Here is a 15592-nt window from a genome sequence, read left to right on the forward strand (position 1 = left end):
GATGTCGTTCAAGGAATTCATATGTCGCCCTGGCTGACGGTTGTAGGCATTGGTGAAGACGGCTTCAAGGGCCTGGGCAGGAATGCCCGGCATGCACTGCTGCGCGCCTCGCGGATTATAGGCGGGCAGCGCCAGTTGGACCTGTTGCCGGTGTGTATTCGTGGCGAGCGCCAGGTGTGGCCGAGCCCGTTTTCCCTGGAGCCGGTGTTGTCCCGGCGTGGTACGCCTGTGTGCGTGCTGGCCAGTGGCGACCCGATGTTTTATGGCGTGGGCGCCAGCCTGGCGCGGCAGGTGGCAGCGCAAGAACTGCTGATTTTGCCTGCGCCTTCGTCGGTGTCGTTGGCAGCGGCACGCTTGGGCTGGCCGTTGCAGGAGGTGGTGACCTTATCAGTGGTGGCCCGGCCGTTGGCGGCGCTGAATGCACACCTTGCCAGTGGTGTGCGTTTGCTGGTGTTGAGTAATGACGGCAGCAGCCCGGCTTCGATTGCCTCGCTATTGGTTGAGTCCGGGTTTGGACCCAGCCGGTTGACCGTGTTTGAACACCTGGGCGGCGAATACGAACGGCGTATCGACGGGCTGGCGCAGTCGTGGGAACACGCTTCGGTGGCCGATTTGAACCTCATCGCCATCGACTGCGTGGCGGATACCGATACACCACGTCTGTCGCGCCTCGCCGGCCTGCCCGACTCGGCCTTCAAGCACGACGGCCAACTGACCAAGCGCGATGTGCGCGCCATGACCCTCGCCCGCCTCGCACCGATGCCAGGCCAATTGCTATGGGACGTGGGTGCGGGCAGCGGTTCCATCGGCATCGAATGGATGCGTACTCATCCGAGTTGTCGCGCCCTGGCGATTGAAGCCGACCCAGGCCGCCAAAGCCTGATCGAACACAACCGCGACGCCCTCGGCGTGCCCGGCCTGCAATTGATTCGCGGCACCGCCCCGCAAGCCTTGAACGGGCTCGAAGCCCCAGACGCCATCTTCATCGGCGGCGGCGTCACCCGTGAAGGCGTACTCGACACCTGCTGGCAACACCTGCGCCCCGGCGGCCGCCTCGTCGCCAACGCCGTGACCCTGCAAAGCGAAATGACCTTGATGAACTGGCGCGCCGAGCATGGCGGCGAACTGACGCGTATCCATGTGGCGCAGGCGCAACCGTTGGGCGAGTTCGATACCTGGCGCCAGGCGTTGCCGATCACGTTGCTGGAAGTGATCAAGCCGTTATGAAGAGGATTCTGCTGCTGGGTGGCGTGACCGAAGCGCTGGCGATTGCCCGAACCTTGGGGCCGGAACATATCTACAGTCTGGCCGGTGTGGGTCGTGTGCCCACCGACCTCACCTGCCAGGTGCGTGTCGGAGGCTACGGTGGTTACGAAGGGCTGGCGCAGTTTGTTCGTGATGAGCGCATCAGCCTGATCCTCGATGCCACGCATCCGTATGCGGCGCAGATCAGCCACAACGCGGCCCTGGCTGCAAAGGTGTGCGGTGTGCCGTGCTGGGCATTGCGACGTCCGGCGTGGCAGCCGCAGGCGAGCGATGATTGGCGGGAAGTGTCTGACTGGGCCGAGTTGATCGAAGCGCTCAAACCCTTCAAGCGTCCCTTGTTCACCTTGGGCCGCGAACCCTTGCAGCATCTCGATGAGATCCCCGCCGAGCAGTTCTGGACCTTGCGTGCACTGGACGTTTATCCGGGGAATGAGCGGTGTGAAGTGATAGGCGCGCGTGGGCCGTTTCTGATCGAGGACGAGCGGGCGTTATTCGAACGGCGCGGGATTGATGTGCTGATCAGCAAGAACAGTGGCAGCACCGCCACCGAACCTAAGCTGGAAGTGGCGCGTGAGCGTGGGGTGCCGGTGTTGGTGTTGAAGCGGCCGGTGCTGGCGGCGGTGGATCGGGAGTTCACAGCAGTGTCAGCGGTGCTACAGGCAATCACTATTCTCTAGACACCAGTTATCCTATGTGTGGGGCTTGCTCGCCCCCACAGCTTGACCTGCGCTGCGTTGCAGATCGGCACCCACTCAATTCCCCGTCTATCCTCAAACCCAGCACTGCGACACCAAACCACACCGCCCCTTTTTACTTCTCCCCCCCGATCAGGCTAAATACCCACCTGATCGATTAACCCTACGGATTATCCGCCATGGCCCGTCAACGCTTTGCAATTGCCTGGATCGCCTGCCTTGCAGTGTTGTTCAATGCGTTTGCCATGCCGTTGGCCAGTGCGATGCAGCAATCCCAGGACCCGGTGCAGCAATTGCTGTGGGGCAGTTTCTGTTCTTCCAATGGCGCCAGCCTGAAAGCCATTGCCCTGGGTAAGCTGGATATTCCGGCACCGCAAGACGATCACTCGGCCATGCAGCATTGCTGGTGTTGCTCGGGCTCGGCGCCGTTGGTGGCGCTGCCGGGGCATGTGCCGCAGTTGTATGTGACGCGGTTCGATGCGGTGCAAAGCCTGCCTTCACCTTCATTGCAAAATCCCACCCCGCGCCAGCAATGGCCGAGCCTTAACCCCCGCGCCTCTCCGACGGTCTGATTTTCTTCGCAAGTGAACTGCGTTTAGAACCGTTCTGGAGAACTGCCATGCTTAAATCTTCCCTGCTTCTGGCTGCGTTGTTGCTGCCGGTGTTCAGTGCTGCCAATGCCGATGACTACAAGGCCGGCGACTTGCTGGTGAGCAACCCCTGGTCCCAGGAGTTGCCGCCGAATGCGCCGACCGTCGCGGCGTACTTCGTGATTCATAACACTGGGGCTACCCCGGATCGTCTGCTGAGTGTCGAGACGCCGGTGGCAGACAAGGCCGAGCTGCATGAGCATGTGATGCAGGGCGACCTGATGAAGATGCAGCAAGTGCCCAGCGTGGCCGTACCCGCCAAGGGTGACCTGACCTTCGCACCGATGGCTTATCACGTGATGCTGCTGGGCCTTAAAGACCGCAGTCTGTTGGCTGATGGCAAGCAGTTCCCACTGACCCTGACCTTCGAGAAAGCCGGCAAGGTCGAGGTAGAAGTATCGGTGCAGAAAGCGCCGCCGACGGCCGGCCACGAGCATATGCACGCCCAGTAAGCCAAACCGATGGGCGCCCCTCGCGCCAGGTTGTCTCCGCACCGTCGCCTGATGCGCGGCAGTTGGATCAGCCTGTTCGCCATGCTGATGATTTTTATCGGTCCGCTGATTTCCCAAGCGATGCCGATGGATCACCACGCCGGTATGTCCATGGACATGCCCAGCTGCCATGGTGAACAAACGCAACACAGCAAAGCTCCCGACGAGCACCACGTGCTCTGGGAAAAATGCGGTTATTGCAGCCTGCTCTTCAGTTGCCCCGCACTGCCCGGCAGCGTGTCCTACGTCAGCCTCGGCACCCCGCCGCCGGCCAATGCCCTCACACCCGCCACCCGCCTGGGGCATGCCCGGCAGAGCATCTTCCCTGGCGCCCGCAGCCGTGCACCACCCATCGCTTCGTAAGCACCCCACACCTTTACTTCACCCCGGCCGACTTTAGACAGACAGCCGCAGGCTGCTGGCCGTGTTGTTTACGATTGATTGATGGAATTTTTCATGTCCAGGTTTTCTGCTGACACCCGTTTAGGCTGTACCCCCGTGCTCGCCGTTCTGTGTGGTGCCTTGTTGGCGCCCCACGCGCAGGCTGAGGATCACGAATTGAGCCCCACGGTGATCACCGCGATTGCCCCCAGCTCACCGCTGACGGTCATCACCAACCCCAAAGACCCACGCCAACCGGTGCCCGCCAGCGATGGCGGTGACTACCTCAAAACCATCCCCGGCTTCGCCCTGGTGCGCAACGGCGGCACCAATGGCGACCCGGTGCTGCGCGGCATGTTCGGCTCACGCCTGAATATCCTCACCAACGGCAGCATGATGCTCGGCGCTTGCCCGGGACGGATGGATGCGCCCACCTCGTACATCTCGCCGGAAACCTACGACAAGCTGACCGTGATCAAAGGCCCGCAAACCGTGCTCTGGGGCCCGGGTGCGTCAGCCGGCACCATCCTGTTCGACCGTGAACCCGAGCAATTCGGCGAGTTGGGCACGCGGGTCAACGCCAGTGTATTGGCCGGCTCCAACGGGCGCTTCGACAAGGTCATCGACGCCGCTGCCGGTGGGTCATTGGGCTACGTGCGGGTGATCGGTAACCAGGCTCATGCCGACGACTACAAGGACGGCAACAACAAGACGGTCGCCTCGCGCTACGACAAATGGAACGGCGATGTCGCCGTAGGCTTCACCCCCGACGCCGACACCCTGCTGGAACTCACCGCAGGCCGTGGCGATGGCGAAGCACGCTACGCCGGGCGCGGTATGGACGGCTCGCAGTTCCTGCGCGAAAGCCTGGGCCTGCGTTTCGAGAAGTCCAATATCGGCGAGGTGTTGGACAAGGTCGAAGCCCAGGTCTACTACAACTACGCCGACCATGTGATGGACAACTACAGCCTGCGCGTCCCCTCGGGCACCGGCATGATGGCCGGGCCGATGGCTTCCAATGTCGACCGCCGCACCCTCGGCGCACGCATCAAGGCAACCTGGCGCTGGGCCGATGTGCAACTGATCGGCGGCCTGGATGCACAGACCAACGAGCACCGCGCGCGCAGCAGCATGGGCATCGACACCTACAAGGACCTGCCGCGCAACAAGGACGCCAACTTCCACAACTACGGTGTGTTTGGCGAATTGACCTGGTACGCCGCCGACAATGACCGCCTGATCACCGGTGCGCGCCTGGACCGCGCCTCGGCCAAGGACTTCCGCCAACGCACGGGCTCGGGAATGATGTCCCGCCCGAACCCGACCGCCGACAATACCCGCGCCGACACCTTGCCCTCGGGCTTTGTGCGCTACGAGCACGACCTGGCAGACACGCCCACCACCCTCTATGCGGGCCTGGGCCACGCGGAACGTTTCCCGGATTACTGGGAACTGTTTTCCCCCAACACCGGCGCGGTTGGCTCGGTGAACGCCTTCGACGGTGTGAAGCCTGAGAAAACCACCCAGCTCGACTTTGGCGCGCAATACAAAACGGCCGACATGGAAGCCTGGGCTTCGGGGTACATCGGCCAGGTGCGCGACTTCATCCTGTTTGACTACAGGCCCGGCATGATGGGCACCACCTCCCAGGCGCGCAATGTCGACGCACGCATCATGGGCGGCGAATTGGGCGCGGCCTACAAGCTGACACAGAACTGGAAAGCCGATGCCAGCCTCGCCTACGCCTGGGGCAAGAACAGCAGCGATGGCAAGGCCCTGCCGCAGATGCCGCCGCTGGATGCACGTTTCGGCCTGACCTACAGCGAAGACGATTGGAGTGCCGGCGCCTTGTGGCGCGTGGTGGCGGCGCAACACCGCATCGACCCGAACAAGGGCAACGTGGTCGGCAAAGACTACGACAAGAGCGGTGGCTTCGGCGTGTTCTCGCTGAACGCGGCGTACCGCATCAATAAAAACTTCAAGGTCAGCACTGGCGTCGACAACCTGTTCGGCAAGGCCTACGCCGAACACTTGAACCTGGCCGGTAACGCCGGGTTCGGCTACCCGGCCAATGACCCGCAGGCCATCAAGGAGCCCGGTCGAACCCTCTGGACCAAAGTCGATATGAGCTTCTAAAAGCATCGGGAGCAAGCCCCCTCCCACATTTGATCGGGTTCACATATTTTGATGTGTGAACACATTCAATGTGGGAGGGGGCTTGCTCCCGATGGCGGTGTAACTGGTCCAGAAAAACTAAAGCCTTGCGGAGCACCTGATGACTACTCAAAAAGTTTCCTTCTACAACCTGGCCTGGCGCTGGCACTTCTACGCCGGGCTCTTCGTCGCCCCTTTCATGGTGCTGCTGGCCCTGACCGGCATCATCTACCTGTTCAAACCCCAGCTCGACCCGTTGATGTACGCCGACCTGCTCACGGTGCCCGCCGCCGAGCACGCGCTGAGCGCCGACGAGCAACTGCAACGGGCCAAGGCCGCTTACCCCCAGGCCGCGATCAGCAAATACCTGCCCCCGGTCGACGCCACCAGCAGCGCACAGTTCGTCATGCAAAAGGACGGGCGCGAAGTCACGCTATTCGTCGACCCCTATCGCGGCACCGTGCTCGGCGAACAGGACGCGAAATACAACCTGCAAGCCATCGTCCGCGCCCTGCATGGAGAGCTGATGATCGGCACCCTGGGTGATCGCCTGATCGAACTCGCCGCCGGCTGGGGCGTGATGCTGGTGGTGTCTGGGCTGTACCTGTGGTGGCCGCGTGGCAAGTCATCGGCGGGTGTGCTGTGGCCGCGTTTGAATAGCCGTGGCCGGCTGTTCTGGCGCGACTTGCATGCCGTCGCCGGTTTCTGGGGCGCGGCCTTTTTGCTGGTGATGCTGCTCAGCGGCATGACCTGGACCGGCTTCTGGGGCAAGCAATACGCCGAGCTGTGGAACACCTTTCCGGCAGCGATGTGGACCAATGTGCCGCAGTCCGACCAGCAGGCGCGCATGCTCAATACGGCCAGCCAGCAAACCGTGCCCTGGGCTCTGGAAAACACGCCGATGCCGATGTCCGGTGACCATGCCGAACACATGAACCATGGCGCCATGCACGCGGGCCCTGCCGCGCCGACCGTGCGCCTGCAACAGGTGGTCGAACTGGCCCACGCACGCAAGGTCGAGCCCGGCTACAGCATCACCTTCCCCACCACCGCCACCGGCGTGTTCACCGTTGCCGTGTTCGCCAACGACCCCCGCAACGACGCCACCCTGCATGTGGACCAGTACACCGGCAAGGTTCTCGCCGATGTGCGCTGGGAACACTACAACGCCGTCGCCCGCGCCACCGAAACCGGAGTGATGTTGCATGAGGGCAAGATGTTCGGCTGGGTCAACCAACTGATCGTGCTGCTGATCTGCTTGATGATCCTGCTCAGTGCGGTCAGCGGCGTGGTGATCTGGTGGAAGCGTCGGCCACAGGGTGGGCTGGGTGTGCCGCCGCTGCGCCATGACGTGCCGAAGTGGAAAACCGCGATGGTGATCATGCTGGGGTTAGCGATTATTTTCCCGTTGGTGGGGGCCTCCCTGATTGTGGTCGGTTGCCTGGATGGCGCTTGGTCATTCTGGCGCAACAAAAGAGCAGCGCCGTACTGCGAGGAGTAAGCAGTACGCGCGTGCTGAGCGATTGGCGGGCTGTTTTTATCGGCCTGATGCGCAAGCCTTAAGCGCGCCCCGTTGTAGCGCACAGCCACGCACCTGGCACCTCGACCTGCCTTTTCCTGGTGCGCCGCCCCCTTACAGCCGCGGGCGGAGCGACCATTTCATGCCTTTTTCCGACTCGGCACAGCGCTTGCAATCACCTCCTCAACTTGCCCCTCATAACAGTGCTGAGTTCACGGAGATCACACCATGCAGCGTCGTAGCTTGATCAAGGCTTTAACTTTGTCGGCATCCATTGTTGCCATGGGCCTGACCTGGACCGTGCAGGCCGCCGAGACCATCAAGGTTGGCATCCTGCATTCGTTGTCCGGGACCATGGCAATCTCCGAAACCTCGCTCAAAGACATGGCGTTGATGACCATCGACGAAATCAACGCCAAGGGCGGTGTGAACGGCAAGATGCTCGAACCGGTGGTGGTGGACCCAGCCTCGAACTGGCCGCTGTTCGCGGAAAAAGGCCGGCAGCTGCTGACCCAGGACAAGGTCGCCGTGGTGTTCGGTTGCTGGACCTCAGTGTCGCGTAAATCGGTATTGCCGGTGTTTGAAGAACTCAACGGCCTGCTGTTCTACCCAGTGCAATACGAAGGTGAAGAGATGTCGCCGAACGTGTTCTACACCGGTGCAGCGCCGAACCAGCAGGCGATCCCGGCGGTGGAATATTTGATGAGCGAAGAAGGCGGCAGTGCCAAGCGCTTCTTCCTGCTCGGCACCGACTACGTGTACCCACGCACCACCAACAAAATCCTGCGTTCGTTCCTGCATTCCAAAGGCGTGGCAGACAAAGATATCGAAGAGGTCTACACCCCGTTCGGCCACGCCGATTACCAGACCATCGTCGCCAACATCAAGAAATTCTCCGCCGGCGGCAAGACCGCAGTGGTCTCCACCGTCAATGGCGACTCCAACGTGCCGTTCTACAAGGAGCTGGCCAACCAGGGCCTGAAGGCCACCGATGTACCGGTGGTGGCGTTCTCGGTGGGTGAAGAAGAACTGCGCGGCATCGACACCAAGCCGCTGGTGGGCAACCTCGCGGCGTGGAACTACTTCCAGTCGGTGGAGAACCCGGTGAACCAGAAGTTCGTCGCCGATTGGAAAGCCTACGCCAAGAAGCACAACCTGCCGGGCGCGGACAAAGCCGTGACCAACGATCCGATGGAGGCCACCTACGTGGGCATCCATATGTGGGCGCAGGCGGCCGAGAAAGCCAAGTCCACCGACGTCGACAAAGTACGTGAAGCCCTGGGCGGCCAGACCTTCGCCGCGCCGTCGGGTTTCACCCTGACCATGGACAAGACCAACCATCACCTGCACAAGCCGGTGATGATCGGTGAGATCCAATCGGACGGGCAGTTCTCGGTGGTGTGGCAGACCGAAGCGCCGATTCGCGCGCAGCCGTGGAGCCCTTACATTCCGGGCAATGACAAAAAGCCGGATTACGCCGTGAAGAGCAACTAAAGCCCGGCTCGGTCTAAATGTGGGAGGGGGCTTGCTCCCGATAGCGGTGGGTCTGTGACAGATGCTTTGCCTGACACGCAGCTATCGGGAGCAAGCCCCCTCCCACACTGTCCCCGCATAATCAGGACATTTTTGTATGCCCGCTGCCCTCTACCGCTTGACCCTGGCCTTGCTGCTGTTACTGCCCTTGGCCGCACACGCCAGCGACGCCGAGGACTTCCTCAGCGCCAACCCGACACAACAAGCCAAGCTCCTCCAGGACTGGGCCGCACAGCCCGACCCAGCACGCATCGAGCTGGTGGACGCGCTGCAACAAGGCCAGCTCACGCTCAACGGCGAAACCAAGACCGTGCGCCTGAACAATCGCCTGCGCGGCTTGATCAATAACGTCCAGGCCAGCCAGCAATTGCTCGCCGCTGACCCCAAGGTGCGTCTGGCGGCAGCGCGTACCCTGCAAAAAAGCGCTGTGCCTGCACAGCTGAAATTCCTCGACCAGCAGGTAGCCGCCGAGACCGACGAGGACGTACACACCGCCCTCAGCCTGGCCCTGGCCAACCTGCAACTGGTGGACAGCGACCCGGCCGTGCGCCTCGCTGCCGTGCGCTTGCTCGGCAGCACCGGCGACCCGCTGGCGCGCACGCGCCTTGAAGCGCTGCTGGCGCCGGGCGTTGAGGCCGACGCCGCCGTGCACACCGCCGCCGAGACCAGCCTGGCCCAGGTCAAACGTAAACTGATGTTCGGCGAGATCCTCGGCCAGGCCTTCAGCGGCATGTCGTTAGGCTCGATCCTGCTGCTCGCGGCCTTGGGCTTGGCGATCACCTTCGGCCTGCTCGGCGTGATCAACATGGCCCACGGCGAGATGCTGATGCTCGGCGCCTACTCCACCTATGTGGTGCAACTGATGATGCAGCGCTATGTGCCCCAGGCCATCGAGTTCTACCCGTTGATCGCGCTGCCGGTGGCGTTCTTCGTCACCGCGGCCATCGGCATGGCGCTGGAGCGCACGGTGATTCGCCACCTCTATGGCCGGCCGCTGGAAACCCTGCTCGCCACCTGGGGCATCAGCCTGATGCTGATCCAACTGGTGCGCCTGGTGTTCGGTGCGCAGAACGTCGAAGTATCCAACCCCGCCTGGTTGTCCGGCGGCATCCAAGTGCTGCCCAACCTGGTGCTGCCGTACAACCGCATCGTGATCATTGCCTTCGCGCTGTTCGTGGTGGTGCTCACCTGGCTGCTGCTGAACAAGACACGCCTGGGCCTCAACGTGCGTGCCGTCACCCAGAACCGCAACATGGCCGCCTGCTGCGGCGTGCCTACCGGGCGCGTAGACATGCTCGCCTTTGGCCTCGGCTCCGGCATCGCCGGCCTTGGCGGCGTAGCGCTGAGCCAGATCGGCAACGTCGGCCCGGACCTGGGCCAGAGCTACATCATCGACTCGTTCCTGGTGGTGGTGCTCGGCGGCGTCGGCCAGTTGGCCGGTAGCGTCATGGCCGCGTTCGGCCTGGGTATTGCCAACAAGATTCTTGAGCCACAGATCGGCGCCGTGCTCGGCAAAATCCTGATCCTCGCGCTGATCATTCTGTTTATCCAGAAACGCCCGCAAGGACTCTTCGCACTGAAAGGACGGGTGATCGACTGATGAACCAGCCATTGATGCTTACGGCCACGCAAAAGGCCGGCCCCAAGGTGACCATTGCCGTCGGCGTGGTGATCCTCGTCGTGCTGCTGGCGTTGCCCCTGCTGTCGCTGTTGCCGCCCGACAACGCCTTTCATGTGTCGGCCTACACCCTGACGCTGGTGGGCAAGATCCTCTGCTACGCCATCGTCGCTCTCGCGCTTGATCTGGTCTGGGGCTACGCCGGCATGCTGTCCCTCGGTCACGGCCTGTTCTTCGCCCTGGGCGGCTACGCCATGGGCATGTACCTGATGCGCCAGGCGTCCGGCGATGAGTTGCCAGCGTTCATGACCTTTTTGTCCTGGACCGAGTTGCCCTGGTACTGGGCCGGCACCGACAACTTCCTCTGGGCCTTGTGCCTGGTGGTCTTGGCGCCCGGACTGTTGGCGCTGGTGTTCGGTTTCTTCGCCTTCCGCTCGCGGATCAAGGGCGTGTATTTCTCGATCATGACCCAGGCCCTGACCTTTGCCGGGATGCTGTTGTTCTTTCGCAACGAGACCGGCTTCGGCGGCAATAACGGCTTTACCAATTTCCGCAGCATCCTTGGTTTCGGCATTACTGAACCGGGCACGCGGGCGGTGCTGTTCGTGGCCACGGTGCTGTTGCTGGTGGCGAGCCTGTACATCGGCTGGCGCCTGGCGCAGAGCAAGTTCGGCCGGGTGCTGACCGCCTTGCGGGACGCCGAGAACCGTCTGATGTTCTGCGGCTACGACCCACGTGGCTTCAAGCTGTTCGTGTGGGTGCTGAGCGCGGTGTTGTGCGGCCTTGCCGGCGCGCTGTATGTACCGCAGGTGGGCATCATCAACCCCAGCGAAATGTCGCCGACCAACTCCATCGAAGCCGCGGTATGGGTGGCGCTGGGCGGGCGCGGCACGCTGGTCGGACCGTTGCTCGGCGCCGGTGTGGTCAACGGCATGAAGAGCTGGTTCACCGTGGCCTTCCCGGAGTACTGGCTGTTCTTCCTCGGGGCGTTGTTCATCATCGTCACCCTGTACCTGCCCAAGGGCGTTATCGGCCTGCTGAAGAAATGAGGAACGTCATGCTTGAACCTATTTTCGATGCGGGCAGCGGCCGCGATGCGATTGGTATCGGCCAGGCCGCGGGCAAAGGGCTCAACACCCGCCACGGCACCATCCTGACCCTGGAAGATATCAGCGTCAGCTTCGATGGTTTCAAGGCGCTCAACGACCTGAACCTGTATATCGGTGTCGGCGAATTGCGCTGCATCATCGGCCCCAACGGCGCGGGCAAGACCACGCTGATGGACGTGATCACCGGCAAGACCCGGCCCAGCCACGGCAAGGCCTGGTTTGGCGAGACCCTCGATTTGACCAGCATGAGCGAAGTGCAAATCGCCCAGGCTGGCATCGGGCGCAAGTTCCAGAAACCCACGGTGTTCGAAGCCCTGAGCGTGTTCGAAAACCTCGAGTTGGCGCAGAAGACCGACAAATCCGTATGGGCCAGCCTGCGCGCGCGGCTGAGTGGTGAGCAGAAAGACCGTATTGATGAAGTGCTCGACACCATCCGCCTCACGGCCTCGGTGCAGCGGCCCGCCGGTTTGTTGTCCCACGGTCAGAAGCAGTTCCTGGAAATCGGCATGCTGCTGATGCAAGACCCGCAACTGTTGCTACTGGATGAACCGGTGGCGGGCATGACCGACGCCGAAACCGAATTCACCGCCGAATTGTTCAAGCGCCTGGCGGGCAAGCACTCGTTGATGGTGGTGGAGCACGACATGGGCTTTGTCGGCTCGATTGCCGACCACGTCACCGTGTTGCACCAGGGCAGTGTGTTGGCCGAGGGGTCGCTGGAACAGGTGCAGGAAAATGAGCGAGTGATCGAGGTTTACCTCGGTCGCTAAGGAGAAGTGAACATGCTGCAAGTCGACAAGCTGCACCAGTACTACGGCGGTAGCCACATCCTGCGCGGGCTCTCGTTCGACGTGAAGATCGGCGAAGTCACCTGCCTGCTCGGGCGTAATGGCGTGGGCAAGACCACGCTGCTCAAGTGCCTGATGGGTTTGCTGCCCGCCAAAGAAGGCGTGGTGAATTGGGAAGGCAAAGCCATCACCGGTTTCAAGCCGCACCAGCGCGTGCATGCGGGCATCGCCTACGTGCCCCAGGGCCGGGAGATTTTTGGCCGGTTGACGGTGGAAGAAAACCTGCTGATGGGCCTGTCGCGTTTCCCTGGCTCAGAGGCCAAGGAAGTGCCCGCCTTCATCTACGAACTGTTCCCGGTGTTGCTGCAAATGAAGCAGCGGCGCGGCGGCGATCTGTCCGGCGGCCAGCAACAGCAGCTGGCGATTGGTCGCGCCCTGGCCAGCCGCCCGCGCCTGTTGATTCTCGATGAGCCCACCGAAGGTATCCAGCCGTCGGTGATCAAGGAAATCGGCGCAGTGATCAAGAAACTCGCGGCGCGTGGTGATATGGCGATCCTGTTGGTGGAGCAGTTCTACGACTTCGCCGCCGAGCTGGCCGACCAGTACCTGGTGATGTCACGCGGTGAAATCGTCCAGCAAGGCCGAGGTGAAAATATGCAAAGTGAGGGTGTGCGCGGGTTGGTTACCATCTAATCTGTAGCGTCCTAACAATAAGCCCTAAAACATGAACCTGCCCGTTTCCCCTGCCCTGTTCACCCCCAGCTGGCACGCCGAGCTGGAACTCGGCTACGCGCGTTTCGGTGACACCACACGCCCGGTGCTACGCCGCCACCTTGGCCCGCTGCGGGTGCAAAAGCATCTGTATGCAGAAGGCCCCGAGGTGTGCCAGCACATCATCGTGCACCCGCCCGGCGGGATTGCCGGCGGTGACCGCCTGGACATCAGTGCCCATGTCGACGCGGGGGCCTGGGCGCAATTGACCAGCCCTGGTGCAGCCAAGTGGTATCGCGCCAGCGGCCCGGCCTTTGCGCAACTTGAACTGACGGTAGAAGCCGGCGCGACACTGGAGTGGCTGCCCCAGGAAACCATCGTGTTCAGCGCTGCCCAGGCCGAACTCACCACACGTATTGACCTGCAAGGCGATGCCCGGCTGTTCTACTGGGATGTGGTCGCCCTCGGCCGCCCCGCCAGTGGCGAGCGCTTTGATCTCGGCCACTTTCAATCGCACCTGGATATTCGCCGCGACGGGCAGTTGCTCTGGCATGAGCGCCAGCGCATTGTGGGCGCCGATGGGTTACTGGATTCGCCTATCGGGCTGGATGGGCAACCGGTGTTTGCCACGTTGCTGGTGACCGGCGAGATAGACCCTGAATTGCTTGAACAATGCCGCTCACTGCCCCACGCGGTGCGCGGCGATTTGACCCAATTGCCCGGGCTGCTGGTGGCGCGTTGCCTGGCTGAGGAAGCGTTATTGGCGCGGGGTTGGTTGATTGATTTATGGCGATTGCTGCGCCCAGCCGTACTGGGCCGCGAAGCCGTTTCACCACGAATCTGGAGCACATGAAGATCAAATGTGGGAGGGGGCTTGCTCCCTCCCACACTTGATCTCTGTTGTATTTAAGAATGCATTCTTTGAAGGACCTTGAACCATGGACCTGACCCCACGGGAAAAAGACAAACTGTTGATCTTCACCGCAGGCCTCGTCGCCGAACGCCGCCTGGCACGCGGGGTGAAACTCAACTACCCGGAAACCATCGCCTACATCTCTGCCGCCCTGATGGAAGGCGCCCGCGATGGCCGCACCGTGGCCGACCTGATGCACTACGGCACCACGCTGCTCAGCCGTGAGCAAGTGATGGAAGGCATCCCGGAGATGATCCCGGACATCCAGGTGGAAGCCACGTTCCCCGACGGCACCAAGCTGGTGACTGTCCACCAGCCCATTGCGTGAGGCACTGCGATGATTCGTGATGCAACCGAACACGACCTGCCGGCGATCCGCGCTATCTACAACGACGCGGTGCTCAACACCACGGCGATCTGGAACGAACAACCGGTAGACCTGGCCAACCGCCAAGCCTGGTTCAGCGCACGCCAGGCGCAGCAATACCCGATCCTGGTGGCGGTGGAAAACGATGAAGTCACAGGCTACGCCTCATTCGGCGACTGGCGCCCCTTCGAGGGCTTTCGCTACAGCGTCGAACACTCGGTGTACGTGCGCAACGATCAACGCGGCAAGGGCCTTGGCCCACGCCTGATGCAAGCGCTGATCGAGCGTGCCCGCAGCTGCGACAAACACGTGATGGTCGCCGCCATTGAAAGCGGCAACCTGGCGTCCATCCGCCTGCATGAGCGCCTGGGTTTCATTACCACCGGGCAGATGCCCCAAGTGGGTATCAAGTTCGGCCGCTGGCTGGACCTGACTTTCATGCAACTGACATTGAATCCGGGCGTCGAGCCGCCCAAGGAGTGAGATCGATGAGCGCTGCACAATTGCGTCGAGTGAATGCTGAAAGTTTTGCCCATTACCGCTTGGGTTTGATTGAGCTGTTGCTGGACGCGGTGCAGCATGGCGCTTCGGTGGGCTTCATGGCCGACTTCGATGAAGCCCAGGCCCGCGCCTATCTGCAGGGGGTGCAAGCCAGTGTCGAGGACACCAGCCTGTTGCTGTGGGTGGTGGTGCGTGACGAGCAAGTGATCGCCAGCGTGCAATTGGCGCTGTGCCAGAAAGCCAACGGCCTCAACCGCGCCGAAGTGCAAAAGCTGCTGGTGCACAGCAGCGCCCGCCGTCATGGCCTGGGCCAGCAATTGATGAACGCCCTGGAACTCGCGGCACGCCAGCACAAGCGCGGCTTGCTCTATCTGGACACCGAGGCCGGCTCCGGTGCCGAAGCCTTCTACCAGTCGCTGCACTACACCAAGATCGGTGAACTGCCCGACTACTGCCAAAGCCCGGACGGGCGCTACAGCCCGACCGCCATCTACTTCAAGACTCTGGGGCAACCTGCATGATTCCTGGTGAATATCAGATCCAGCCTGGCGACATCGAACTGAATGTCGGCCGGCGCACCGTCACCCTCGGCGTGGCCAACAGCGGCGACCGGCCGATTCAGGTGGGCTCGCACTACCATTTTTTCGAGACCAATGGCGCGCTGGAGTTTGACCGTGCAGCAAGCCGTGGCATGCGCCTGAATATTCCGGCGGGGACGGCAGTGCGGTTTGAGCCGGGGCAGCGGCGGGAGGTGGAGCTGGTGGATCTGGGCGGTGGGCGGCGGGTATTCGGGTTTGCCGGGCGAATTATGGGTGACCTTTAGGGCCTCATCGGGAGCAAGCCCCCTTCCACATTTGAAGGTATTCACAAATCAAAGGTGGGAGGGGGCTTGCTCC

Annotated in this window: 17 protein-coding genes; all 17 read left to right on the forward strand. The window is 62.2% G+C overall.

The window, feature by feature from the left end:
- The first annotated feature begins 21 nt into the window (after positions 1 to 21).
- Positions 22 to 1227 (forward strand): precorrin-6y C5,15-methyltransferase (decarboxylating) subunit CbiE, encoded by a 1206-nt coding sequence (cbiE, locus tag FRT59_RS14235; RefSeq protein WP_153838763.1) that lies wholly within the window; start codon positions 22 to 24, stop codon positions 1225 to 1227.
- Entirely contained in the window at positions 1224 to 1943 is a 720-nt protein-coding gene (locus tag FRT59_RS14240; protein WP_153838762.1) for a cobalt-precorrin-6A reductase, read from the forward strand. The genes cbiE and FRT59_RS14240 overlap by 4 nt, the downstream gene beginning before the upstream one ends.
- A gap of 197 nt (positions 1944 to 2140) precedes the next feature.
- Positions 2141 to 2533 (forward strand): DUF2946 domain-containing protein, encoded by a 393-nt coding sequence (locus FRT59_RS14245; RefSeq protein ID WP_153871501.1) that lies wholly within the window; start codon positions 2141 to 2143, stop codon positions 2531 to 2533.
- 47 nt (positions 2534 to 2580) lie between these two features.
- A complete protein-coding gene (locus FRT59_RS14250) occupies positions 2581 to 3063 on the forward strand; it encodes a copper chaperone PCu(A)C (protein ID WP_153871502.1) in 483 nt (160 codons plus the stop codon).
- A gap of 9 nt (positions 3064 to 3072) precedes the next feature.
- Positions 3073 to 3465, forward strand: a complete 393-nt coding sequence (locus FRT59_RS14255; RefSeq protein ID WP_052224523.1) for a DUF2946 domain-containing protein — start codon at positions 3073 to 3075, stop codon at positions 3463 to 3465.
- A 93-nt stretch (positions 3466 to 3558) separates the two neighbouring features.
- The gene (locus tag FRT59_RS14260; RefSeq protein ID WP_153871503.1) at positions 3559 to 5619 is read left to right on the forward strand and encodes a TonB-dependent copper receptor; all 2061 of its coding nucleotides are present in this window, start codon (positions 3559 to 3561) and stop codon (positions 5617 to 5619) included.
- 139 nt (positions 5620 to 5758) lie between these two features.
- Entirely contained in the window at positions 5759 to 7138 is a 1380-nt protein-coding gene (locus FRT59_RS14265; RefSeq protein WP_233094208.1) for a PepSY-associated TM helix domain-containing protein, read from the forward strand.
- Positions 7139 to 7384: 246 nt separating this feature from the next.
- Positions 7385 to 8650 (forward strand): urea ABC transporter substrate-binding protein, encoded by a 1266-nt coding sequence (gene urtA, locus FRT59_RS14270; protein ID WP_034117499.1) that lies wholly within the window; start codon positions 7385 to 7387, stop codon positions 8648 to 8650.
- A gap of 136 nt (positions 8651 to 8786) precedes the next feature.
- Positions 8787 to 10289, forward strand: coding sequence for an urea ABC transporter permease subunit UrtB (urtB, locus tag FRT59_RS14275; protein ID WP_153838759.1), 1503 nt, complete (start codon positions 8787 to 8789; stop codon positions 10287 to 10289).
- A complete protein-coding gene (urtC, locus tag FRT59_RS14280) occupies positions 10289 to 11356 on the forward strand; it encodes an urea ABC transporter permease subunit UrtC (protein ID WP_153871504.1) in 1068 nt (355 codons plus the stop codon). The genes urtB and urtC overlap by 1 nt, the downstream gene beginning before the upstream one ends.
- On the forward strand, positions 11353 to 12186 hold the full coding sequence (urtD, locus tag FRT59_RS14285) for an urea ABC transporter ATP-binding protein UrtD (protein ID WP_167524278.1): 834 nt from the start codon (positions 11353 to 11355) through the stop codon (positions 12184 to 12186). Before urtC ends, urtD begins: the two co-directional genes overlap by 4 nt.
- A gap of 12 nt (positions 12187 to 12198) precedes the next feature.
- Entirely contained in the window at positions 12199 to 12897 is a 699-nt protein-coding gene (gene urtE, locus FRT59_RS14290) for an urea ABC transporter ATP-binding subunit UrtE (protein WP_153871506.1), read from the forward strand.
- Between the two features lie 31 nt (positions 12898 to 12928).
- The gene (locus FRT59_RS14295; protein WP_153871507.1) at positions 12929 to 13768 is read left to right on the forward strand and encodes an urease accessory protein UreD; all 840 of its coding nucleotides are present in this window, start codon (positions 12929 to 12931) and stop codon (positions 13766 to 13768) included.
- A gap of 85 nt (positions 13769 to 13853) precedes the next feature.
- Entirely contained in the window at positions 13854 to 14156 is a 303-nt protein-coding gene (gene ureA, locus FRT59_RS14300; protein WP_003171437.1) for an urease subunit gamma, read from the forward strand.
- Between the two features lie 9 nt (positions 14157 to 14165).
- Positions 14166 to 14678 (forward strand): GNAT family N-acetyltransferase, encoded by a 513-nt coding sequence (locus FRT59_RS14305; RefSeq protein ID WP_153871508.1) that lies wholly within the window; start codon positions 14166 to 14168, stop codon positions 14676 to 14678.
- 5 nt (positions 14679 to 14683) lie between these two features.
- Positions 14684 to 15217 carry a GNAT family N-acetyltransferase gene (locus tag FRT59_RS14310; RefSeq protein WP_153871509.1) on the forward strand — a complete coding sequence of 178 codons (534 nt, stop codon included), beginning with the start codon at positions 14684 to 14686 and terminating at the stop codon, positions 15215 to 15217.
- Complete coding sequence (locus tag FRT59_RS14315) at positions 15214 to 15519, forward strand: urease subunit beta (RefSeq protein ID WP_153871510.1); 306 nt, start codon at positions 15214 to 15216, stop codon at positions 15517 to 15519. The genes FRT59_RS14310 and FRT59_RS14315 overlap by 4 nt, the downstream gene beginning before the upstream one ends.
- Positions 15520 to 15592 lie beyond the last annotated feature (73 nt).

The organism is Pseudomonas haemolytica, assembly GCF_009659625.1.
GTDB classification, from domain to species: Bacteria; Pseudomonadota; Gammaproteobacteria; order Pseudomonadales; family Pseudomonadaceae; genus Aquipseudomonas; species Aquipseudomonas haemolytica.